We start from the raw sequence: 21,854 nt of genomic DNA, 5'->3' as shown, positions 1-21,854 counted from the left end.
AATATCATCGTTCACCCGTCATGATTAACAGGATTCGGGGCAAAAGTCCGATTAAAACGCCGATACAGCCAAAATAAACGCGACTGTAGTACTAGAGGTAGCTGCAAATCCGCTCCGGATCGCAGGACTCCGGATCAGCCGCCTCGGCGCCAGCATGGTATCGGGCAACAGTGGCCCGAAGGGCTATGAGCTCGGCGATCTGGCAGTCCAGGTCCGTCAGCTGCCGTGCCAGGACATCACGCACGTGGGCGCACGGAGTGCCGCCGGCATCCCGGATCGTCAGGATGTCCCGGATCTGTGCCAGGGTCAGCCCGGCCATCCGGCTGCGGCGGATGAAGTCAAGACGGCTGACGGTGTCGAGGGCGTAGTCCCGGTAGCCGTTGGCCGCGCGTTCAGCCGTCGGGAGCAACCCTCGGCCCTCATAAAACCTGATCGTCTTTGCCGTCAGACCGGCGGCGGATGCAGCTTCACCGATTCGCACTTTGCATCCTTCAGGTCGTTGGACAAGCCTTCAAGCTCCGTCCGCCCTTGTCGGAAGGCCTCGGCCGGGCCCTGATGTCTTGACCTTCCACCTTAGGGGAAGGTGCAGACTGAAGCCAGCATCCGAACTGGAACGCCGAGGCGCCTGCCGTGCGCACGGACACAAGACATGATGGAGGATCCATGCCTGAGGCAGCAACGGATTTTGATCTGGCCGTTATCGGCTCCGGCGGCGGCGCCTTCGCCGCTGCTATCCGCGCCACCAAACTGGGCAAACGGGTCGTGATGATCGAACGCTCCACCGTCGGCGGGACGTGCGTGAACACCGGCTGCATCCCCTCCAAGGCACTGCTGGCCGCCGCCGAAGCCCGCCATGTGGCACTCGACGCCACCAGCAGATTCCCCGGTATCAGCACGTCGACCGGCCCGGTCGACATGACGGAGCTCATCACCAGCACACGATCCCTGGTCCAGACCATGCGCTCGGACAAATACATAGACCTGATCGGGGAGTACGGCTGGGACCTGCGGGAGGGCAACGCAGCGTTCGCCGGTACCCCGGCGGAACCCGTTCTGGAAATCACCGCCCCGGACGGTGCCCGCAGCGTAGTCCGCGCCGCCCACTACCTGGTCGCGACCGGTTCAACCCCGTGGGCGCCCCAGGTGCCAGGCCTGCAGGAGACGGACTACCTGACCTCCACCACCGCCATGGAACTGGAAGAAGTGCCGAAGTCCCTGCTCGTGGTCGGCGGCGGATACGTGGCCCTCGAACAAGCGCAACTCTTCGCCCGTCTCGGATCCAACGTGACCATGCTGGTCCGCTCTCGCCTCGCGTCGGCCGAGGAGCCCGAAGCATCCCGTGCCCTGATGGGCGTCTTCGCCGACGAGGGCATCCATGTGGTCCGCCGCGCAGTCCTGACTTCGGTCAGCACCGACCCCGATACCGCAGACATGATCGTGACAGCCGCCGTCGCCGGAGGCCAGCAGGAATTCCGTGCCTCGAAGCTGCTGGTCGCCACCGGGCGCCGCGCTGTGAGCGAGGGCCTGAACCTGGACACCGTCGGGGTCAAGACCGGAGACCGCGGAGAGATCCTGGTCCAAGACACGCTCGTCAGTTCCAACCCCAGGATCTGGGCCGCCGGAGACGTGACCGGGCACCGCGAATTCGTCTACGTCGCCGCCGCCCACGGATCTCTCATGGCCGAGAACGCCTTTAACGACGCAGGGCGTAACGTCGATTACCGGTATCTGCCCCGCGTCACGTTCACCAGCCCTGCCCTGGCAGCGGTCGGCATGACGGACAAGGAAGCCAAGTACGCCGGTATCCGGTGCGAATGCCGGGTACTGCCGCTGGAATACGTTCCCCGCGCCGTCGTGAACCGCGACACCCGCGGCTTCATCAAAATCGTCGCCGATCACGCCTCTGGAAAGATCGTGGGAATCACCGCCGTCGGCAAGGAAGCCGGTGACCTCGCAGCCGCCGGCGTCTACATCCTGGCAGCGGGCATGACCGTCGAACACGTGGCAAGCCTCTGGAGCCCCTACCTGACCATGGCCGAAGGCATCAGAATTGCCGCCCAGTCATTCACCACCGATGTCTCCAGGCTTTCCTGCTGCGCCTCATGACTCAACACCGGTGCTATCGAGCCGGCAAAACTGCAGCGTCTGAAACCAGGACGAACGTGAGGGAGCCGATCACGACGAATGAACCTACGGAGAAGCCACGACAGTGAGCCTCGCCTGACAGTGCCGCTGTACAGGGCCGCGCCAGCAGGTGTGTTAGCTATCTTCTTGGGCGAGTCCAGGAATCACCGCGCGCCGGCGCCGCACGCGCTTTGGAGGACTTCCGGCTCTACCGCTCCGGCCAATCCCGGCTGAAAATCGAGTCAACAACAGCCTTATCTGAAAGGGGCCTGTCATGATGTGGGGTTACGGGATGGACATGGGCTGGTGGATGTGGCTGTGGGGCCCGCTCCTGCTTATTGGAATTGTGGTGCTCGTTCTGCTGGCGGTGCGCCTGTTTCCGGGCGGGGGGAGCCATGGGGGCGCTTACGGGCCGCCCGGACCGTATGGGGGAAAGAGCAGGGCCCGCCAGATCCTCGATGAACGCTTCGCCCGGGGTGAGCTGACAGTGGACCAATACCGCGAGCAGTCAAGGGTTCTCGGCGAGGACCACTGATTTGTGCGCGCCCAAACGGCTGCGCAACCCCCGGCCAGCAAACCCCCAGACAAAAGGCATAAACTGTCATCGAGTTCCGAACGAAATCACGGAGGGAAAGCGTTGGCCGCCTTTGCAGGACATGCCGTCACCGTCCTCCGCCGTGGCCTCCTGCTGGCCGGACTGCTCGCCATCATTGCCGGATTCCTTGGCATGCACGTCATTACGGGGATGCACGCCACCCACGCGTCTACGGCGTTATCGTCCGCGGCGGAAACCATCCGGACGGACACCGGGTACGGCCCAATCCACCGGGAAATCAACTCACCGCATCCTGCCGGCCACACCGCACCCGGCGCCGTCGCCCAACCCGCGGCCACCGGCGCATCCCTTGCACCTTCCGCAAGCTGTGAATGCCGGTCGAACTGCACGGACGTGGCGTCATTGCATTCGGTCTGCATCCCGTCGGCAGCGGCGGCGTCGCTGGCTGCGCCCCCAGCCGGGACCGCGGCACTCTCAGCGGACCCGCCGGTAACACCTCCGGCCGGAACCTCTTCGCCCTATCCGTATCTACCCGCCAGTCCTTCACCGGAGGAACTCTCAATCAGCCGCACGTAAGAAAGGGCAAGCCGTGTCCGTCCCCGGCGCCCCGACCTACTCCATTTCCATGCCCATTAGCCGGTTCGACCGGCATGGGCGCCCTGCCGTCGTCTGAGAACGCCGGGCAGGAACGCTGATTAAGGACCGAGAATCTTATGAAGAACAACCTGACACTCGCTGCCGTGGGCATCGCGGCCGCAATCGCCCTCGCGGGCTGTGCCGGCACTTCCGGCACCACGCCCACAAACACCATGCCCACCAACACTGCGCCCAGCATGAACCAAGGCAGTATGGGCATGTCCTCGAACTCTGCCTCCGCCGACCACAACGCGGCAGACACTATGTTCACCCAAGGCATGATCCCGCACCACACCCAGGCAGTCGAGATGAGCAACATGATCCTCAAGAAGCAGGGACTCGACGCCCGGATCGTGACGCTCGCCACCAAGATCAAAGCCGCCCAGGCGCCCGAAATTGAGCAAATGACCGGCTGGCTGAAGAGCTGGAATGAACCTAACCAAATGGCCAGCGGCCACGGCATGGGTGACGGAATGATGGGCGACGATGACCTGAAGAAGCTGGACGCCGCGCAGGGAACCGCTGCAGCTAAGCTTTTCCTGAGCCAGATGATCGCCCACCATGAAGGGGCGGTGATGATGGCCAAGACGGAAAGCAGCCAGGGCAAGAACCCCGACGCCGTCAACCTCAGCAAAGCCATCGTGACGTCCCAGGAAGCCGAGATCCAGGAGATGAAAGGCCTGCTCGCCGGCCTCTAGGCAACTGCCTGGCCCCGGTCCTCTGCGGGGACCGGGGCCTACCCGGATTACTCATACTAGGAGTTCCAATGCTTCGCTCTTCCACGTCCCGGGCCGCGAGCATCCTTGCCGCCGCTGGGGTGTTGCTCTCTCTTGCTGCCTGCACGCCGACAACCACGGAAGTCTCGGGTGCTGCCGGGCGAGATGCCCCGACAGGTCTGCCGAGCGCACACATCCACGGCATGGCTGCAAACGACAAGACCGGGCAACTGCTGATGGCAACTCACGAGGGCCTGTTCGACATTTCGCGCACACCGGCCACGAAACTCGGCCCGAGCAATGATCTGATGGGTTTCACGTCCGGATCTGGCCACGGCATTTTTTACGCCTCGGGACATCCCGGACAAGGGTCCACACTGCCAAGCCCGCTCGGCCTGATCAGATCAGACGACGGCGGCACCACCTGGCAGCAGCTGTCGCGGCAGGGCGAGTCCGATTTTCACGCCCTTGCGGCAACGAAAAGCGGCATCGTCGCCTTCGACGGAATGCTGCTGACCAGCCCGGACGGAAAAGACTGGAAAACGGTAGCAGCAGGGTTTAAGCCAGCGGCTTTGGCAGGGCACGCGCTCAGCGACACTGTCCTGGCCACCACGGCCCAGGGCCTGCAACGATCTACCGATGCCGGAAGCACCTGGGTCCTGAACACGGCAGCTCCGGTAGTCCAGTTCGCGGCGTTTGCCAGCAGCACCGACGTCGTCGGGGTCCGGCCCGACGGCAGCGTGCATGTGTCCGCCGACAGCGGGGAGACATGGTCCGCCATGGGTCGGATCGGCGGCGCCGTGCAGGCAATTGCGGCGGTCAGGAGCGCCGACGGCACCCTCCGGATCTGGGCAGCCACTGCGGACGGCGTCGAGGCATCCACCGACGGCGGAGCGGCCTTTTCGCCGTATCAGCCGGGCTGATCCGGATACCAGAGAGTCGGGACACTAACGACCAGGCGCCCGCCGGGCAGCATCGAAGACGATCCCTGCAGAGTCAAGATGACCGGAGGGGCCAGGCTCGCGGCCGCGACGTCATCTGGCAGCACAAAGGGTCTGAACCAAAGCCTGTCCCGCCCCAAGGATGAGTAACGGGTGGCGTCCACGGGCAGGACCCCCGCGCGGCCAGGAAACGACTAGTGACCCGTTGGGTGATCAGTGGGGTGGTCCACGCCCGGAACCGGCCCGGGGTTCAGGTCGCCCCCGGTGCCACTGATCGCAGGTCCGATTACAAAGGCGGACAGCGCGAACATTGCGGAGAAGATCAGCAGCCCGATGGCGGGCGCGACCCACGTCCCGAAGCGCCGGTACAGGCGCAGGAGCAGCGGGATTGAACCGAGTAGACCCAGCGCGCCGAACAATGCCGTGCCGCCCGAACCAGCGACCAGCGCCGTGCCGGCGAGAATCCCGACGTGATGCAGGACGTGCGGCAGGAGACCGACGACGAAGCCCATGACTGCGACGACAGAATGCCAAAGGGCCTGCAGCGAACCGCGCCATGTCCGTTGTTCCGTCGGATCGGCATCGATGCCGGAGGTCGAGTCGCCAGACTCATGCAAGTGATGGGAATGATTATCCGTCATACTATTCAGTCCGTTCGCTTGTCCGTCGTGAACTCTGAGGCCAGTTTAAGCCCGCTCAGGACATCCATTTGCTGGGCTGGACAGGGCCGGCTGGCCGAAGCAACCGTCCGGCCCGGTACCGCCGGGGGCATTGGTCCGTTGCCGGCGCGGCAGCGGCATATGAAGTGTTGTCCGCTCATTGGTGTGAACCCCCGGTATGCCGTGACGTCCAGATCAGATACGCGCCAAGCGCACCGCCTGCACCAAGACCGGCCCTCATCAGCGGTTTCTCCCAGCTGCCCCAACGGTCCCTGTCCCCCGCCGCCAGAGCTCCCACGCCTCCGATGAGTGCTGCCGAAATCATGCCTGCCACCAGGCGGTTACCGACGCGTTCCATCCGCCCGACCAAGGGTTCAAGCTCCGCGGCCCGTAAGTGGACTTCCAAGCCTGTGTCGAGGTTATCCACCACGCGACGGAGTACGTCCGGCAGGTCCACGGCCAGTTCTGCTGCGTCAGCACCGGCTGCGGCCATGCGCCTGGCCAGTGCCTGCGGCGAGAAGCGGCTGACCAACAGCTTCTTCGCGTGGGGTGCCAGGACCTCGCTCAGGGTGAAGCGGGGGTCCAATTCAACCCCAATTCCTTCGGCCATGATCATCATCTTCACCAGCTTCGCAAGTTCCTGCGGCATCTGCAGATGGTGGGTGCGCATCAGCGCGAGGGCTTGGACGATCAGCGGCCCGATCTCGATCTGACTTAGCTGGCGGCCCTCGTAAAGGGCAATAAACCGGGTCATGTCCGCGCGCAGCAGGCTCCGGTCCACAGGCTGCCGCGTTACGGAAAGATTCAGCAAAGCGGACCCGAGACGGTCCGGGTCATTGCGGGCCACTGCACTCAGCAGGACGTCGAGCTGGCCGCGCAGCACGTCGTTCACCTCACCAACCATGCCGAAGTCGATGAGACCGATGCGACCGCCGGGTTCGATGAACAGGTTCCCGGGATGCGGATCCGCGTGGAAGAACCCATCCTCAAAAACCATTTTGACTGCCGTCCCGGCGGACCGGACAGCCAGCGCTGCACGGTCGATCCCTGCACGGTCCAACGCCTCGAGGTCATTGACTTTCAGCCCGACGATTCGCTCCAGCGTGAGGACCCGGGACGTACTGGTCTCCCAAAAGACGCGTGGAATGTGAACTCCGCGATCGGCAGCAAAGTTGTGCGCGAACCGCTCCGCATTGCGGCCTTCCTGCAGATAGTCGAGTTCAGCCCTCAGCGTCTGTGCGAACTCCGCGGCTATGCCGGGAAGATTATAGTCAGCCGCCGCGTCCCAGCGGCGGCTGATCTGGACGGCGAGGTTCTGCAGAATGTCCAGGTCAGCCTCGATCGTGGGAATGACGTCGGGCCGCCTGACTTTGACAACGACCGGTGTTCCGTCGTGGAGAGTTGCTGCGTGGGCCTGACCGATCGAGGCACTCGCCAGGGGTTCGAGCGTGAAATCCGCAAACACTTCGTCCGGCCCGGCCCCGAGCTCTTCGCGGATCAGCCGACGGATCGTTGCCCCTGCCACCGGCGGGGCAGCGTCCTGGAGTTTAGACAGCTCCGTCTGGAAGGGGGGCGGCAAGAGGTCAGGGCGGGTGGAGAGGAGCTGGCCGAGTTTGATAAACGTTGGTCCCAGCTCCTCCAGGGCCAACCGCAGGTGGTCCGGATTCGTGTAGGGCTGGGTCCTGCGTTCGTGGCCCATGAGCCCATGGTGGAACGGGACCCACCGCTCCAGTCCAGCGATACCCACCAGGAATCCCAGCCCGTGCCGGGCCAGTACCTCGCTGATCTGCTGATAGCGATGTACACGAAGCTTCATTGCATATTCCTGACTTTTCCTTGAAGGATGGACGTTCCGACGACCCACGCCGTATGCGTCCTGACACTGAATCGGGCATTGCGTGCACCCGGACGGTAGTTTATGGTGCGGAGAATTTTCCGGGTCCCTGCACGATACGTTTTCTTCCCGGCAGTACGAGGGCAAGCATGGCCACGACGACCAGGGCCATGCCGGCCATGCTCCAGAAGGTCTGGCGTTCCCCCAGGATGACTATCGACAACAGGATGCCGAACACCGGCACCAGGAACGTCCATGCTGAGACCGCGTCCAGGCGGCAGTCCCGGACTTCCATGAACCAACCGAGAAAAGCTGCAGCGGTACCCACGAGGGATACGTACAGGAGAATGCCGATGAAACGCGCACTCCAGTTGATTGCAGGCGCCCCCTCTGTCAGCCCGGCGACGAGGGCCAGTATGACGCCGCCAATCAGGAAATGCCAGCCAATCACCGGCAAAACAGCGGCCTTGACCTGCCTCGAAATCAGAGTTCCTGCGGTGATCGCCAGAGCCGCGGTGATAGAAAGCCATGCGCCGGTGCCCGTACCGCCAGGCAGGGCCACAGCCATCAGCCCGGTGAAGCCTGCAACCAGCGCGGCCAGCGTCCGCGCCGAGATGCGTTCCTTGTAGATCCACCAGGCCGGAAGCACTATGAGCAGCGGCTGGGCGTTGGCCAGGACTGAGGCGGCTCCTGTCGAGAGACCGGCCAGACCACCGAACATGGCAGCAAATGCCACTGAGACATTGACAAATCCCATCACTGTTATCAAAATCCAGGTCTGTGCCCCGCGCGGCACAGGTTCCCGTCGAAAACCCGCTGCCGTCAGGAGTGCACCGCCGGCTATGAGCGCGCGCAGAGCGGCGAACCACAACAGCGGGGCATCCTGTAGACCCACGCTGATCGCCAGAAAGCAGGAGCCCCAGGCGAATGTGATCCATAACTTGCGCACGGGTTTGGGGCGACGCAGCTGCATGGATGGTCCGGATGCGCTCAAGGCACGGCACGTTTATTCCGGCGCTTCGGAATGAAGGCCGGAACCCTTCCCGAGTAGTCGAGGTACGTAGCCCCGAATTCGGCGGTCATGTTCTGCTCCTCATGTTTGGCAAGGCGGTAGTAGACCACAACCAGGATCGGGAACATGATCAGGGTCAGGAGGGTGGGCCACTGCAGCAGGAACCCGAACATGATCGTCAGGAATCCCAGGTACTGCGGGTGGCGGAGGCGCGCGTAGACACCGCTGACTGCCAGCCGTCGCTCTTTTTGCGCCGCATACAGGACCTTCCATGCCTGGTAGAGCAGGATGAAGCCCGCCGCGATGAGTACATTGCTCAGCAGGTGCAGGGGGTTCAGATGCGGATCCCCCCGCCATCCCATCAGGTCCTGCCACAGGTGTCCGGAACTATGGGTCAGGAGACCCAGATTCGGGAATTCGTTGCCCAGCCAGCCGGAGATGAAATATATGGTCAGCGGAAACCCGTACATCTCCGTGAACAACGCGACTATGAACGCGGAGAACCCCCCGAAGGCCCGCCAGTCCAGTTTGGTTTGGGGTTTGACGAAACTGAACGCGAAAACAATGAATATTGCGGAGTTCAGAATCACCAGGAACCAAAGGTTGTACCCGTAGTCACTTGCCATTGGCCGCACTCCGTTCGCCAGTTCCGCCGTGGCCGCCGCCATGACCGCCATGACCGCCATGACCAAACAGGTGCATTGCGAGCATCCCCACCACGAAAACGTAGGGCAGTGCGTCCAGCACATGCAGCCAGTGGCTGGTCAGCAGGTAAATCACGGCGATGATAACCAGGACGGTCATCCCGCCACGCAGATACTGGGCACTGCGGCCGGTAACGTGCTGCTCGGGAGGATACGGCAGTCGCGGGCCGCCCTGCGGGTGTTCGGTGTGGTTCATGGCTGCCCTCCCGGCCGGAGAGGCAGATGCCCGGCAAGGAAGTCCTGCCTCATGCCCAGCGTTGAGTCGGTCATTGCCATCGAGGTCGCTGCGTCCGGGGCGGACCCGGTCAGTGCGCGGATGGCGTCGATGGTTTCGGGCACGACGATTGCCTCGTTGTAGACCTGGTAGGTCAGGAAGGCCTCGTCACCTTCGACGGTGACCAGTTCCTCCCAGACTGCGACCTCCCACATGTCCCCGCGTGGCCGGCCGAGATCCTTCATCAGTTCGATGGTCGAGTTCAGCGCGACGAGCCCGTCAGCCATCCGGATGAACGCGATCCGCGGTGCGGCCCGCAGCGCCGCCAGGACCTCCTCCCGGCTGACGGCGCGGGTGAGCTGGAGTGTCCAGTAATGGTTATGCGTCTGAGTGTGGGCACCTTTGGCGGCGATCGTGACGACGTCGAGGTCGGGCAGGACGGTCCGGGCATCAGGGCCCTGGTGGGACGGTATTTTCGGTTCCGGGACCATTGTGTTCATGATCCCGCCGAGATGGGATTCCCAGGGGTCGGTGGCACGGCGGATCAGGACTCCGCGGGCCTTGGCCAGCAGGCCCGCGTCCTGCAGCGCGCCGAGAACTCTGACAATGCTGGTCGTGTTGCACGAGACGACCCGGGTCATGTCCCGGCCCAGTGCGCTGCCATAGTTGGCCTGTGCCACAAATGAATGCCCTGTGGTGTCATGGGATTCACCGCCCTGCAGGACGACTTTCACACCTGCCGCCCGGTAGCGGGGCAGGTTGCCGGCCGCCACATGTTTGGGGGTCGCATCGACGACGACGTCCACCTGTGCCAGCAGTTCGTCCATGCCGCCGGCGACGCTCAGGCCCGCCTGACCCATGGCGTCCCGCGCTTCGGCGGTGGATGCGAACAGCGGAAATCGTCCCGCAACCGACCGGATTCGCCAGTCGGTGACGATATCGGCGATGCCGATCAGTTCCATGTCCGGCTGCAACAGGACCGCGTCCGCCACCCGCTTGCCGATGACTCCGTATCCGATCACAGCCACTCTGGTCTTACTCATTGGTATGCCTCCCACGTGCGGTTGCGAAGTTTTCTCGATGGCCGTTCCCGGCCCCGATGGATTCTGGAGTTTTCGGTACCAGGGGGAAGTCCATGTCTTCCCCGCCGGCGAGCTGCACATAGATTCCTTCGACCCCGATCCGCACAGCCGGTGCGCTGCAGGGCTGCAGCTGGATCCGGAGGGTGTCCACGCTCAGGAACACATCGATGCGGTGGCCCCGGTACCGGATCTGAAACCCGGCACTTCCCAGCGGGGCGGGGAGCCGGGGGGAAAAGGTCAGCGCGTCGGCCTCTGTCTGCAGTCCGGCAAAAGCCCGGACGACGGCATCGACCGTCCCGGACATGGCGCCCAGATGGATGCCTTCCCGGGTGGTACCTCCCTGGGTATCGTCCAGGTCGGCAACCAGGGCCTCACGGAAGACCTGCCAGGCCCGGGATTCATCAATCCGGGCGAGTACCGAGGCATGCACCACGCGGCTGAGCGTCGATCCGTTGGCGGTTCGCGCCAGGTAGTACTCCACGGTGCGCTCCAGGTCAGGCTCCGCGAACGGATAGCCGAGCTGGTGCAGTTGCCTGATCACGCCTGCGGGTCCCAGCAGGTAGATCAGCATCAGGACGTCAGCCTGCTTGGCGAGTTTGTAGCAGTTGGTGGCATCGTTTTCGGCTTCGAGGATCAAATCGAGCCGCCCGATGTTGCCGTATGTCGCACGGTAGTGCGGCCAGTCCAGTTCTGCCAGGTCTTCGTATCCGTCAAACTGGCTGAGAACCCCGTCGGCATGGAACGGCACGGCGAGCCTGCAGCTCATCCTGGACCAGTTGCTGATTTCATCGTCGGTTACCTGCAGCCGGTCAATGAGGTCATCGCCGGGATGGCCCGTGAGTTCCCGCAGCACATCGGCGGCGCGTTGGCACAGCCAGGAGAGAAGCACGTTCGTGTACGCGTTGTCTCGCAGGCCGGTCCCGGGCGTGTCCGGGTACCCGTCGTGGTACTCGTCGGGCCCCATCACCCCTGACAGGTGGAACCTGTCCTGCACCGGATCATAGGTCGCCAGCGAGGCGAACATCCTGGTCACTTCGATGATCAGTTCCCCGCCGCGGGCCGTCAGCCAGTCCCGGTCCCCCGTGGCCTGGAAGTGCTGCCAGGCGTTGTAGGCAATGGCGAGTCCGACGTGGCGCTGGCGGCTGGAGTTGTCCGGCATCCACCGGGCGGACCGGGCGTTGTAGAGCTGGCGGGGCGTCTCCTCCCGTCCGTCGCTGCCACTCTGCCAAGGGAAGATCGCCCCCTGAAGGCCTTGCGCGCGTGCGGCGCCCCGCGCAGCATCCAGCCTGCGCCAGCGGTACTCCAGGAGCGCCCGGCTGATGTCAGGAAGGCGGAGCCCGATCACGGGGAAGATGAAGAGTTCGTCCCAAAAGACGTGACCGCGGTAGCCTTCCCCGTGCAGGCCCCGGGCCGGCACTCCGGCGTCCAGGGCTGCGGTATGCACGGAGATCGTCTGCAGCAGGTGGAACACATGCAGGTTGAGCACCAGCTGGGACTGCTTGTCGCCACCGAGGCTGATCCCGAACCGCCCCCATAAACGCCGCCAGGCCGCCTCGTGGTCGTTGAGTAGTTCGGCGAAGCCCGTGTCAACGCGGGATAGCCTCGCCAGCGCCGCGGCCTCAGGCGAGGAGATGGCAACGTCGCGGGACGTTGCCATCGACGCGGTCCTGGTGACGGTGACCGGCTGTCCGTCGGTCAGCCGGAGCTCGAACTGCCGCCGGTGCCGTCTGCGGTCGCTCTCGGCATGCCGGGGCGTTACTGCCGGGGCACCGTCGAACACCGTCCGGACAGCCAGGGCGATCCGTATCCTGCTCTGGCTGGTCTGGACGACGCACAGCACGGTGCCGCCGTCCATCTCGGCGAATTCAGGATCGGTCAGGTGCCGCTGGCCGGTTCCGGCATAGTCGCGGACATTGGTGTTGGCCACCCCGGCATCGATGCCCTCCCGGATGCCCACGGTTCCGCTGAAACCGGAGGCGGTCAGGGTCGTCTCCAGCGCAGCGAGATGGGGATCGTGCATAGAGACCAGCCGCCGCTGCACGACGGTGAGCTGTCCGCCGTCCGGGCCCGCGAGGGTTACGCGGCGAGTCAACACGCCCCGGCGCAGATCGAGCTCGCTTCGCTCATCGCTGACAGGGATCTCCCCCGTTGACCACCACGGCCCGGCGCCGATGCGCACGTCCACCGGCAACCAATTAGGGACGTTGACCAGATGCTCTTCCTCCAGTTCGAGGCCGTGGATTGTGTTTATCGTCCGGTTGTAGACCCCGGCCAGATAAGTGCCGGGATAGTGGACGCCGTCGTCACTGTGCTCCGGCTGACTACCGCGGGTGGCCATGTACCCGTTGCCGAGAGCGGTCAGCGCCTCCCGGTGGCCTTCGTGGGCAGCATCAAACCCTGCGTAGACCAGCGTCCAGGGGTCGGTACGTGAGACCCCCAAATCCAACTCAGCGACGTCGCCGAGGACGATGTCGGCGCCGGCTAACTCCAGCTGTTCCCGATGCCCCGCGCGGTCGATGCCGACCACCAGCCCGAAGCCGCCGCGGCATGCGGCCTGAACACCGGCGGCGGCGTCCTCCACCACCGCGGCCTGCCGGGGCGCCACGCCGAGCCGGCGGGCCGCCTCAAGGAACATGGCAGGGTCGGGCTTGCCCCGCAGGCCGTGTTCCGCGGCGGTCTGCCCGTCGACAATGACGTCAAATCCGGTGTCAAGGCCGGCAGCCTTCAGCAGGGCGCGGGCGTTGCGGCTGGCGGTGACAAGTCCCACGGGGATGCCTGCGGCACGCAGCCGGGCCAGCAGGGCGGTAGTCCCCGGGTAGGCCTGGATGCCGCTGCGGGCCACGGCTTCCAGAAACAGGGCATTCTTGCGGGCGCCGAGTCCATGGACAGACCAGGTGTCCGGCCCGTCGTCGGGGCTCCCGGCGGGAACCTGGGTGCCGCGGGAGGCCAGGAACGCGGTGACTCCGTCCTCGCGCTGCCGGCCGTCGACGTACCGCCGGTAATCCGCATCCTCGTCGAACGGATCTGTCCTTGGACCCCCGGCGAGCCGGGGATCCTGAAGGACGGAGTCGAAGAGCTGCTTCCAGGCTGCCGCGTGCACGGCGGCGGTCTGCGTGACAACCCCGTCCATGTCAAACAGCACCGCCTGATACGGCAGTTCTGCGCCATGCCGGGAAACGCTGACGGGGCGGCTGCCGCCCGAATGGACCTTTGCCATGCTAAGCGGGTTCCTTCGTTGCCTCATCCGCCGGCTGATTACCGGTACCGGCTCCGGACGTCCACTCCCAGTTCCGGATTTCCGGCATGTCTTCGCCGTGGGTGCGGATGTACCGGCGGTGCTCAATGAGCTTGTTCTTGAGCTCCTCACGGACATGCGCCGAAACGTCCTTCAGCCGGGGCACGCGGTCGATGACGTCGATGGCCAAGGTGAACCGGTCGAGCTGGTTCAGCACGCACATATCGAACGGCGTGGTGGTGGTGCCTTCCTCCTTGTAGCCGCGGACGTGGATGTTGCCGTGGTTGGTCCGGCGGTACGTGAGGCGGTGGATCAGCCACGGGTAGCCGTGATAGGCGAAGATCACCGGTTTATCCGTGGTGAACAGGGCGTCGAAGTCCCGCCCGGACAGGCCATGGGGATGTTCCGTGTCATCCTGCAGGCGCATGAGGTCAACCACGTTAACCACCCGGATCTTCAGATCCGGGAACCGCCCGCGGAGGATGTCGACGGCGGCCAGGGTCTCCATTGTTGGCACGTCGCCGGCACAACCCATGACCACGTCGGGTTCCCCGTCCGCATCCGAACTGGCCCAGTCCCAGATCCCGATGCCTTTGGTGCAGTGCACGATCGCCTGCTCCATGTCCAGGAACTGCAGTTGCGGCTGCTTGCCGGCGACAATGACATTGACATACTGGCGGCTGCGCAGGCAGTGATCGGCCACGGACAGGAGTGTGTTGGCGTCCGGTGGCAGGTAAACGCGGATGACGTCGGTCTTCTTGTTGATCACATGGTCGATAAACCCCGGGTCCTGGTGCGAGAACCCGTTGTTGTCCTGCCGCCACACATGGGAGGTCAGCAGGTAATTCAGGGAAGCTACCGGCCGGCGCCACGGGATGTCATTGGTGGTGGTCAGCCACTTGGCGTGCTGGTTGAACATCGAGTCGACGATGTGGATGAACGCCTCGTAGCAGGAAAAGAACCCATGCCGGCCGGAGAGCAGGTAACCTTCCAGCCAGCCCTGGCAGGTGTGTTCGGAGAGAATTTCCATCACCCGACCGTCGCGGGCCAGATGGTCGTCCTCTGGAACGGTCCGGGCATTCCAGGCCCGGTCTGTCGCATCGAATATAGCCCCCAGCCGGTTGGAGTTGTTTTCGTCCGGGGCGAAGACCCGGAAACTATCCATGTTCGCTGCCATGATGTCCCGCAGGAACGTCCCCAGCACCCGGGTGGATTCCACGGCCCCGGTGCCCGGAAAGGCCATGGGCACGGCATAATCGGCAAATTCGGGCATGCGCAGGTCGCGCAGCAACAGGCCGCCATTCGCGTGCGGGTTCGCGCTCATGCGCCGCTCCCCGACCGGATGCAACCCGCGGACAGCGGCCACCGGCACCCCGTCGTCGTCGAAGAGTTCCTCGGGGCGGTAGCTGCGCAGCCACTGTTCCAGCACGGCACGGTGGCTGTCGTTTTCGCGGGCCTGGGTGAAGGGCACCTGGTGCGAACGCCAGCTTCCCTCCACCTTCAACCCGTCCACTTCAACCGGTCCCGTCCAGCCCTTCGGAGAGCGCAGGACGATCATGGGCCAGCGGGGCCGTTCCGTCCGGCCGTCCTCACGCGCGCTGCGCTTGATCTCGTGAATCTCCTCCAGGCAGGTATCCAGGGTCCGGGCGAAGTCCTGGTGCATCTGTTCCGGGTCGGATCCTTCCACGTAGTAGGGTGTGTGGCCGTACCCGCGCAACAGTGAGTCCAGTTCGGCGTGGCTGATCCGGTCCAGGACCGTGGGGTTGGCGATTTTGTAGCCGTTCAGGTGCAGGATCGGCAGGACGGTGCCGTCCCGGCCGGGGTTCACGAACTTGTTGGAGTGCCAGCTGGCGGCCAGCGGGCCCGTCTCTGCTTCGCCATCACCGATGATGGCCGCCACAATGAGGTCCGGGTTATCGAATGCTGCGCCGTAGGCGTGCGAGAGCGCGTATCCGAGCTCCCCGCCCTCGTGGATGGACCCCGGTGTCTCCGGGGCCACATGGCTGGGGATGCCGCCGGGAAAAGAAAACTGGCGGAACAGCCGCTTCATCCCCTGGAGGTCCAGGGAAATATTGGGGTACGTCTCGCTGTAGGTGCCTTCCAGCCAGGCCGACGCCACCGGACCGGGTCCGCCGTGGCCGGGGCCCATGATGTAGATCATGTCCAGATCCCGTTCCATGATGGTCCGGTTCAGATGGGCGTAGATGAAATTCAGGCCCGGGGTGGTGCCCCAGTGCCCCAGCAGCCGCGGCTTGATGTGCTCCGGCAGGAGCGGTTCGCGCAAAAGCGGGTTGTCCATGAGGTAGATCTGACCGACGGAGAGGTAGTTGGCGGCCCGCCACCAGGCATGGACGCGGTGCAACTGGTCCGGGCTGAGGGCGGGTTCCCGGGTCTGCGGCAGCTGATGGTTTGTCATGGAGGTCCTGTCTGTCTTTGAGAGTAAGGGGGACGGGCCGCCGGGCGGCGCTTAACGGACGTCGCTTGGCTCCGGGGCTGGTTCGGTTTTGACAGTGCGTCCGGTGGCCTCGCCGGGTTCCGGCAGGCGCAGGCGCTTGAGCAGCAGGGCGTTGACGGCGACAATGACGCTGGAGCCGGACATCGAGATCGCGGCTATTTCCGGGCTGAGCCTGATGCCCAGTGAGGCGAAGAAGACGCCGGCAGCGATGGGCAGGGCGATGACGTTGTAGCCGATGGCCCACCCCAGGTTCTGGCGCATCTTGCGCAGGGTGCCTTTGCCGATGCGCAGGGCGACGGGAACATCCAGCGGATCAGAGCGCATCAGGACCACGTCGGCGGTCTCGATCGCCACATCTGTTCCCGCGCCGATCGCGATGCCCAGGTCAGCCTGTGCCAGGGCAGGGGCGTCGTTGACGCCGTCCCCGACCATGGCGACCCGCTTGCCCGCGGCCTGCAGTTCTGCGATCTTTGCTGTCTTGTCACCGGGCAGCACCTCGGCGATGACCGTGTCGATGTTCAATTGCGAGGCGATGCGCTGGGCGGTTGCCTCATTGTCCCCGGTGAGCATGATGACTTCGATGCCGGCTTCGTGCATCGCCGCGACCGCCGCAGCTGCCGTCGCGCGGACTGCGTCGGCAAGGGCGATGACTCCTGCCGCCCGGCCGTCCACGGCAACCAGGACCGCCGTTCGCCCCGTTGACGCCAGTTCCTGGCGTTGGTCGGCCACAGGGCCGATGTCAATGCCCTGGGCGGCCAAAAGCTTGCGGTTGCCCACAAACACCTGGCGTCCCCGGACCGTCGCTCCGGCGCCGTGTCCGGGAACATTGCGGAACGCCGTTGCAGCCAGGGTGGGCACACCCCTGCTCTTCGCATAATTGACAACGGCGGCGGCGAGGGGATGCTCGGACTCCCGTTCCACGGCGGCCACGAGAGCCAGCAGTTCATCCTCGTCAATGCCGACGGCGATGAAGTCGGTGACTTCCGGCTTGCCCTGGGTCAGGGTGCCGGTCTTGTCCATGACAACGGCTTCGATACGGGCAGCCGTTTCCAGGGCCGTGGCGTTCTTGAACAAAATGCCCCGCTTGGCACCCAGACCGGTGCCGACCATGATGGCCGTGGGTGTGGCCAGGCCCAGCGCGTCGGGGCACGTGACAACCACCACGGTGATGGCAAAGAGCAGCGCCGTCTGGAAGCTTGCGCCGGTCAGCAGCCACACAGCGAAGGTGGCACTGCCGCCGATGAGCGCGACAAAGACGAGCCAGAACGCCGCCCGGTCAGCCAGCCGCTGCCCCGGAGCCTTGGAGTTCTGGGCTTCCTGGACCAGCGCGACGATCTGTGCCAGTGCCGTGTCGGCGCCGACCTTGGTGGCGCGAACCCTCAGGGTTCCGGTGGTGTTGACGGTGGCGCCGGTGACTTTGGAGCCAACGGTCTTGGCAACGGGGAGACTCTCTCCGGTGACCATAGATTCATCGATATCGGATTCGCCGTCTTCAACGGTTCCGTCCGTGGGGATTTTGGACCCCGGGCGCACCAGCAGCAGGTCCCCGGGCACGATATCGGAGGTGGGAACTTCCACCGGTTCCCCGTCCCGGATCACCACCGCCTTGGCCGGCGCCAGTTCCAACAGCGTCCGGATCGCGTCGTTCGCCCCGCCCCGTGCACGCATCTCAAACCAGTGCCCCAATAGGACGAAGCTGGCCAGAACGGTGGCGGCCTCGTAGAAGACTTCGCCGCCGCCGGTCACGGTGACGACCAAGCTGTAAACCCAGCCAGCCCCGACACCCACCGCGACGAGGACCATCATGTCCAGTGTCCGGGCACGCAGCGCCCGATAGGCGCCGTCGAAGAAGATCCAGCCCGCATAGAAAATGACCGGCACGGACAGAATCAAGGCAAAGACGTCGTCCCGCAACCCGAAGGGTGCCGGGACCGTGAACCCGAAGACATCCCTGCCGATCGGTGACCAGAGAGTAATCGGCACCGACAGTGCGGCTGCCACAACGAATCGGTTCCGCATGTCACGGACCATGGACTCCATCGACAGGCCAAGACCGCCATGACCGCCATGACCGCCATGACCCATGACCTCCTGGGCATCCCTGGGGGCGCGCTGGGGGCCAGCGGTATGGGCGTCAACCCCGCCACCATGACCCTCGTGACCCTGATGACCTGAGTGGTCTTCGGGCCCGGGTCCGGTGCGGCCTTCGGTGGCAGGCGGATGGTGCTCAGCGGTGCCGCGGCCGGGGCGTTCCGACGGCGCGGAACCGCCTTCGTGCATCGGATCACAGATGTGGTTGGGCACGGACTGGCCGGAACAGTGGTAGCCGCAGTCTCGCACCCAAGTCGTGAGGTCGGCGATGGAGGTCCTAGTCGGGTCGAACGTGACGTTCGCCGTCTGCGAGACCGGATTCGCTTCCACGCTGAGCACGCCTGGCCGGCGCGACAGCGTGGCTTCTGCGACGCTCTTGGACGAGGCCCAGTGAACACCTGCCACCTCCATGACCGCGGTTTGTGTCCTATTACTCATGCCGGAAATTCCTCTCGGGACTCGTTAGCAGTTGAAGTTTCTGGTTGAAGAAGTGTCCGGCCGGCGCTCCTATGGCGCAAACGCCGGGCGCAACAGAGGTGTGGTGAGTCTGGAGATGAATTCGATCTGGCCCGACGGTCAAGCTGTTGCCGGAGTACGTACAGCCTCGGATGCGTGGACGCCGTGGGGAGCTCCGTCCCCTACGGATCAGAGTCCGGAGGACAGAGGACTCCTACACGCGGCTAATGGACAGCCGGATGAGCGATACAGGGAGGATGGGCGCCCCGGGAGCCTCCGGCAGCGCCCCGTCCGGCTGTCCTGCTGCCTCGGCGCTGGAGGGAATGCGGCCTGGAGGTCCCGGGACGGAGGTGGCAAGGACTGCTGACGACAGCACATCCGGGCACGTCACCGACAAACCCAGGTTCATGGGGCAATGTTCAGGAAGGAACGGCAGGGGTTGGTTCCCCGGGCCGGAAACAGCGACGACAGCCTCGTCGCTGGGAGGGGCAATCCGGGGGGCGGTAAATTCAGCCCCCTCGGTGTCGGACGAATCGAGGAAGCGTCCTGTGGAGGCGGGTGGCGTTTCTTCGGCAGCCGTCATCGGCAGGTCAAGTGCCCCCGTCATTGCGACAAACAACGACAGAACCGCGAGGAACGCAGCCAGGTAGGAAAAGTCATGCTGCCATCGCATGGAATGACGCACTTTCCCCGCCCCCCGTATTCAACGCAAATAGTGCCATTGGATTTCGCCCACTGCGGCGATTATACCGGGCCCGCTGCCGGGGAACCTAAAGTACTTGTCACAAACGAAGCCGGGTCATCGCCGTGATTTTCTGCATGCACCAAAGCCCCGGACCCTGAAGGACCAGGAGCGTGCGCGGGGGTAGCTTGAGATCTGGCCGATCAGACACAGTGGAACATGGCGGCCGGAACCGGTAGCCCGGACTTTCTTTCCTGCAGATTCGGCGGCATCGGGGGTGGCACGCCGCTCGGTACGCCGGCAGCTCTGACGGGATCTCCGGCCCACCGGCCCAGCTGCTCCCCTGCCTCGCAAGCGGATGGGGTGACCGCAACATCAGACCCTCCCTGCAGGTTTGGCTGATAGCCGGCAGGTACAGGTGCATATACCCTGAGGGGTATGCAAACCCGTGCGGCGGAAAGAATCGATTTGAACCACGCTGTCGGCCCGCCGCCGGCCGTTCGGCACTTTGCAGAAGATACCCCTTGGGGGTATGTTTGAGGTGTTGTCAGTGAAGTGGTTTGTCCAGGCCCGCGGAACCGCCGGCCGTTACAGCCGTTCAACCCCAGCATCCCCCTCACGCCTTTCTGCAAAGGAACGAACTGACATGTGCGGAACAGATATCCGGACCGAACTTCCCCTTTCTGCTGCGGAGCCCTCAGGCTGCAGCTGCTGTTCACCCGATGCCGGGACGCAACCGCCTGTGCCCGTAGAGGGCTTCGAGTATTTTATCGAAGGACTTACCTGCGGGCACTGCGTTCAAACGGTTGAAAACGCGGTCAAAGCCGTGGACGGCGTGAAGTCGGCGACCGTGGATCTCGTCGCCGGAGGGGTATCCCGTCTGACCGTGGCCGGAACCGTTACCGGCACCGCGGTCCGGGATGCTGTATCCGGCGCCGGATACAGCGTCGCTGCTAATAACTAATCCAACCCGCACGGAGCCGGGCAACCGTTCGGTGCTGGCACCCATCATCCTGACCACCCCCCGGCTGCACCGGGTAAAACTTGATCTCTAGCACGATCGTTAAGCCGGTAGACGCCGCCGGCCGCTTGGCCCGGAACCATATACCGTAGGCAACCCGCACAAAAGGAGGTGCCTTATGACCGACGTCCTATCCCGCCATCTTGGGCCCTTCCTCCGCCGCGCGGGCCTGCTGGCCGGACTGCTGTCCATCATCGCCGGGATCGTCGGTATGCACACCATGACCGGCTCCCACAGCGTTCCGACATCCGCCGCCGTACCGGCAGCGGAAATGCTGCAGGCGATGCAGTCATCAGCGCCGGAACACACTGCCCTTGCTGGCGCATCGGCCATAGTCAGTTCAGAATCAGCTGGGACGGGCTCCTTGCCGGAACCGGCGTGCGCTGACCAGGCCGGGTGCGCGATGATGGCTGCCATGGATGCGACATGCATCCCGTCGCCCGGCAACGCGTCCCTGGCAGCCCCCCTGCCGGGCAACGCACCTTTGGCAGCGCACGATGATGCCGGCGCGCCGACCCAGGCTTCCACGTCCTCGTACCTTCCGGGAAGTCCTTCACCGGGCGACCTCTGCATCAGCCGGACTTAGAAGGCGGAGCTGCGCCGTGTCCTGCCCGGCGCATCAGCCCTGACCCTGACGCGCACTGCCGGGACTCCGGCCTCATTGCCGTGCGCGTCAACAGCCACCGGCTCCATGCGCCGGTATGACGTCTTGAAGGACCCGATTTCCATGAAGAAGATTCTGACCGTCTCCGCCGCAGCCATCGCAGCCGCGATCGCGCTGGCCGGATGCTCTACGGGCTCCGCCGGATACGGCGGCAGCATGCCCGGCATGAACCATGGCGGCTCCGGAATGTCCTCGAGTTCCGCTCCTGCCGTTGCCGCGGACCACAACGCCGCAGACACCATGTTCGCCCAGATGATGATCCCGCACCACAAGCAGGCCGTGGAGATGAGCGACATCATGCTCATGAAACAGGGCCTCAACCCGAAAGTGGGTGCCCTGGCTACCAGGATCAAAGCCGAACAGAACCCGGAGATCACCACGATGATGGGCTGGCTCAAGAGTTGGAACGAATCCGCCCAAATGTCCGGCGACATGCCCGGAGGCGGCATGGACGGATTGATGGGCGGCGATGACATGTTGAAGCTGGACGCAGCGCAGGGCACCGAGGGGGCGAGTCTTTTCCTCACACAGATGATTGCCCACCACGAAGGCGCCGTGATGATGGCCAAGACTGAAACCACCGACGGCAAGAATCCCGACGCCGTGCAGCTCAGCAAGAACATCGTCGCCTCTCAGGAAGCGGAAATGCAGGAAATGAAGGACCTGCTGGCCAGCCTCTAGGTGCGTGGGTCGGTAGCGGTTTGCCGGTTCCGCAGGTTTGCGCCGTGACGGCGCGGAGGCCGGGTCTCCTTTCTGGAAGGGGGCCCGGCCT

General features: G+C 64.5%; 18 protein-coding genes. 7 read left to right on the top strand and 11 right to left on the bottom strand.

Annotation, left to right across the window (positions count from 1 at the left end; all coding sequences use genetic code 11):
- Positions 1 to 91: 91 nt before the first annotated feature.
- Positions 92 to 481 (bottom strand): heavy metal-responsive transcriptional regulator, encoded by a 390-nt coding sequence (locus RCH07_RS17370; RefSeq protein ID WP_326968738.1) that lies wholly within the window; start codon positions 479 to 481, stop codon positions 92 to 94.
- A 182-nt stretch (positions 482 to 663) separates the two neighbouring features.
- On the opposite strand from RCH07_RS17370, the gene merA reads away from it, so the two are divergent.
- From merA to RCH07_RS17350, 4 genes are all read left to right on the top strand, one after another.
- Positions 664 to 2,106 (top strand): mercury(II) reductase, encoded by a 1,443-nt coding sequence (gene merA, locus RCH07_RS17365; RefSeq protein ID WP_326968737.1) that lies wholly within the window; start codon positions 664 to 666, stop codon positions 2,104 to 2,106.
- Positions 2,107 to 2,398: 292 nt separating this feature from the next.
- Positions 2,399 to 2,659 carry an SHOCT domain-containing protein gene (locus tag RCH07_RS17360; protein WP_326968736.1) on the top strand — a complete coding sequence of 87 codons (261 nt, stop codon included), beginning with the start codon at positions 2,399 to 2,401 and terminating at the stop codon, positions 2,657 to 2,659.
- Positions 2,660 to 3,393: 734 nt separating this feature from the next.
- On the top strand, positions 3,394 to 4,014 hold the full coding sequence (locus tag RCH07_RS17355) for a DUF305 domain-containing protein (RefSeq protein WP_326968735.1): 621 nt from the start codon (positions 3,394 to 3,396) through the stop codon (positions 4,012 to 4,014).
- A gap of 68 nt (positions 4,015 to 4,082) precedes the next feature.
- Positions 4,083 to 4,955 carry a F510_1955 family glycosylhydrolase gene (locus RCH07_RS17350; RefSeq protein ID WP_442784863.1) on the top strand — a complete coding sequence of 291 codons (873 nt, stop codon included), beginning with the start codon at positions 4,083 to 4,085 and terminating at the stop codon, positions 4,953 to 4,955.
- A 212-nt stretch (positions 4,956 to 5,167) separates the two neighbouring features.
- Here the strand turns inward: RCH07_RS17350 and RCH07_RS17345 are convergent, their stop codons facing one another.
- From RCH07_RS17345 to RCH07_RS17300, 10 genes are all read right to left on the bottom strand, one after another.
- A complete protein-coding gene (locus tag RCH07_RS17345; protein ID WP_326968733.1) occupies positions 5,168 to 5,614 on the bottom strand; it encodes a hypothetical protein in 447 nt (148 codons plus the stop codon).
- A gap of 175 nt (positions 5,615 to 5,789) precedes the next feature.
- Positions 5,790 to 7,448: an ABC1 kinase family protein gene (locus tag RCH07_RS17340; RefSeq protein ID WP_326968732.1), complete on the bottom strand. Its 1,659-nt coding sequence runs from the start codon at positions 7,446 to 7,448 to the stop codon at positions 5,790 to 5,792.
- A 100-nt stretch (positions 7,449 to 7,548) separates the two neighbouring features.
- A complete protein-coding gene (locus tag RCH07_RS17335; RefSeq protein WP_326968731.1) occupies positions 7,549 to 8,439 on the bottom strand; it encodes a DMT family transporter in 891 nt (296 codons plus the stop codon).
- 17 nt (positions 8,440 to 8,456) lie between these two features.
- Positions 8,457 to 9,104 carry a methyltransferase family protein gene (locus tag RCH07_RS17330; protein WP_326968730.1) on the bottom strand — a complete coding sequence of 216 codons (648 nt, stop codon included), beginning with the start codon at positions 9,102 to 9,104 and terminating at the stop codon, positions 8,457 to 8,459.
- Entirely contained in the window at positions 9,094 to 9,378 is a 285-nt protein-coding gene (locus RCH07_RS17325; RefSeq protein ID WP_326968729.1) for a DUF2933 domain-containing protein, read from the bottom strand. Before RCH07_RS17325 ends, RCH07_RS17330 begins: the two co-directional genes overlap by 11 nt.
- Positions 9,375 to 10,439, bottom strand: coding sequence for a type II glyceraldehyde-3-phosphate dehydrogenase (locus tag RCH07_RS17320; RefSeq protein WP_326968728.1), 1,065 nt, complete (start codon positions 10,437 to 10,439; stop codon positions 9,375 to 9,377). The genes RCH07_RS17325 and RCH07_RS17320 overlap by 4 nt, the downstream gene beginning before the upstream one ends.
- A complete protein-coding gene (locus tag RCH07_RS17315) occupies positions 10,432 to 13,695 on the bottom strand; it encodes a beta-phosphoglucomutase family hydrolase (RefSeq protein ID WP_326968727.1) in 3,264 nt (1,087 codons plus the stop codon). Before RCH07_RS17315 ends, RCH07_RS17320 begins: the two co-directional genes overlap by 8 nt.
- A gap of 1 nt (position 13,696) precedes the next feature.
- Positions 13,697 to 16,129: a phosphoketolase family protein gene (locus tag RCH07_RS17310; protein WP_326968726.1), complete on the bottom strand. Its 2,433-nt coding sequence runs from the start codon at positions 16,127 to 16,129 to the stop codon at positions 13,697 to 13,699.
- Between the two features lie 51 nt (positions 16,130 to 16,180).
- Complete coding sequence (locus RCH07_RS17305; protein WP_326968725.1) at positions 16,181 to 18,697, bottom strand: heavy metal translocating P-type ATPase; 2,517 nt, start codon at positions 18,695 to 18,697, stop codon at positions 16,181 to 16,183.
- A 232-nt stretch (positions 18,698 to 18,929) separates the two neighbouring features.
- Entirely contained in the window at positions 18,930 to 19,388 is a 459-nt protein-coding gene (locus RCH07_RS17300) for a hypothetical protein (protein ID WP_326968724.1), read from the bottom strand.
- A 541-nt stretch (positions 19,389 to 19,929) separates the two neighbouring features.
- Here RCH07_RS17300 and RCH07_RS17295 point away from each other — a divergent pair.
- The 3 genes from RCH07_RS17295 (at position 19,930) to RCH07_RS17285 (ending at position 21,763) form a co-directional block, all read left to right on the top strand.
- Positions 19,930 to 20,361 (top strand): heavy-metal-associated domain-containing protein, encoded by a 432-nt coding sequence (locus RCH07_RS17295; RefSeq protein ID WP_326968723.1) that lies wholly within the window; start codon positions 19,930 to 19,932, stop codon positions 20,359 to 20,361.
- Positions 20,362 to 20,536: 175 nt separating this feature from the next.
- Positions 20,537 to 21,004, top strand: a complete 468-nt coding sequence (locus RCH07_RS17290; protein ID WP_326968722.1) for a hypothetical protein — start codon at positions 20,537 to 20,539, stop codon at positions 21,002 to 21,004.
- Between the two features lie 141 nt (positions 21,005 to 21,145).
- A complete protein-coding gene (locus RCH07_RS17285; RefSeq protein WP_326968721.1) occupies positions 21,146 to 21,763 on the top strand; it encodes a DUF305 domain-containing protein in 618 nt (205 codons plus the stop codon).
- Positions 21,764 to 21,854: the final 91 nt, after the last annotated feature.

Origin of the sequence: Arthrobacter sp. CG_A4 (assembly GCF_035985125.1) — a bacterium.
GTDB lineage: Bacteria > Actinomycetota > Actinomycetes > Actinomycetales > Micrococcaceae > Arthrobacter.
The sequence above is the reverse complement of the archived record's forward strand: the minus strand, read 5'-3'. Positions and strand labels throughout refer to the sequence as shown.

Bases quoted from the DNA above. Each gene is read 5' to 3' on its own strand.
- RCH07_RS17310 (WP_326968726.1), bottom strand. From the start codon at position 16,129: ATGACAAACCATCAGCTGCCGCAGACCCGGGAACCCGCCCTCAGCCCG.
- RCH07_RS17350 (WP_442784863.1), top strand. From the start codon at position 4,083: ATGCTTCGCTCTTCCACGTCCCGGGCCGCGAGCATCCTTGCCGCCGCT.
- merA (WP_326968737.1), top strand. From the start codon at position 664: ATGCCTGAGGCAGCAACGGATTTTGATCTGGCCGTTATCGGCTCCGGC.
- RCH07_RS17285 (WP_326968721.1), top strand. From the start codon at position 21,146: ATGAAGAAGATTCTGACCGTCTCCGCCGCAGCCATCGCAGCCGCGATC.
- RCH07_RS17320 (WP_326968728.1), bottom strand. From the start codon at position 10,439: ATGAGTAAGACCAGAGTGGCTGTGATCGGATACGGAGTCATCGGCAAG.
- RCH07_RS17355 (WP_326968735.1), top strand. From the start codon at position 3,394: ATGAAGAACAACCTGACACTCGCTGCCGTGGGCATCGCGGCCGCAATC.
- RCH07_RS17305 (WP_326968725.1), bottom strand. From the start codon at position 18,697: ATGAGTAATAGGACACAAACCGCGGTCATGGAGGTGGCAGGTGTTCAC.
- RCH07_RS17300 (WP_326968724.1), bottom strand. From the start codon at position 19,388: ATGCGATGGCAGCATGACTTTTCCTACCTGGCTGCGTTCCTCGCGGTT.
- RCH07_RS17335 (WP_326968731.1), bottom strand. From the start codon at position 8,439: ATGCAGCTGCGTCGCCCCAAACCCGTGCGCAAGTTATGGATCACATTC.
- RCH07_RS17360 (WP_326968736.1), top strand. From the start codon at position 2,399: ATGATGTGGGGTTACGGGATGGACATGGGCTGGTGGATGTGGCTGTGG.
- RCH07_RS17325 (WP_326968729.1), bottom strand. From the start codon at position 9,378: ATGAACCACACCGAACACCCGCAGGGCGGCCCGCGACTGCCGTATCCT.
- RCH07_RS17295 (WP_326968723.1), top strand. From the start codon at position 19,930: ATGTTTGAGGTGTTGTCAGTGAAGTGGTTTGTCCAGGCCCGCGGAACC.
- RCH07_RS17290 (WP_326968722.1), top strand. From the start codon at position 20,537: ATGACCGACGTCCTATCCCGCCATCTTGGGCCCTTCCTCCGCCGCGCG.
- RCH07_RS17345 (WP_326968733.1), bottom strand. From the start codon at position 5,614: ATGACGGATAATCATTCCCATCACTTGCATGAGTCTGGCGACTCGACC.
- RCH07_RS17340 (WP_326968732.1), bottom strand. From the start codon at position 7,448: ATGAAGCTTCGTGTACATCGCTATCAGCAGATCAGCGAGGTACTGGCC.
- RCH07_RS17330 (WP_326968730.1), bottom strand. From the start codon at position 9,104: ATGGCAAGTGACTACGGGTACAACCTTTGGTTCCTGGTGATTCTGAAC.
- RCH07_RS17315 (WP_326968727.1), bottom strand. From the start codon at position 13,695: ATGGCAAAGGTCCATTCGGGCGGCAGCCGCCCCGTCAGCGTTTCCCGG.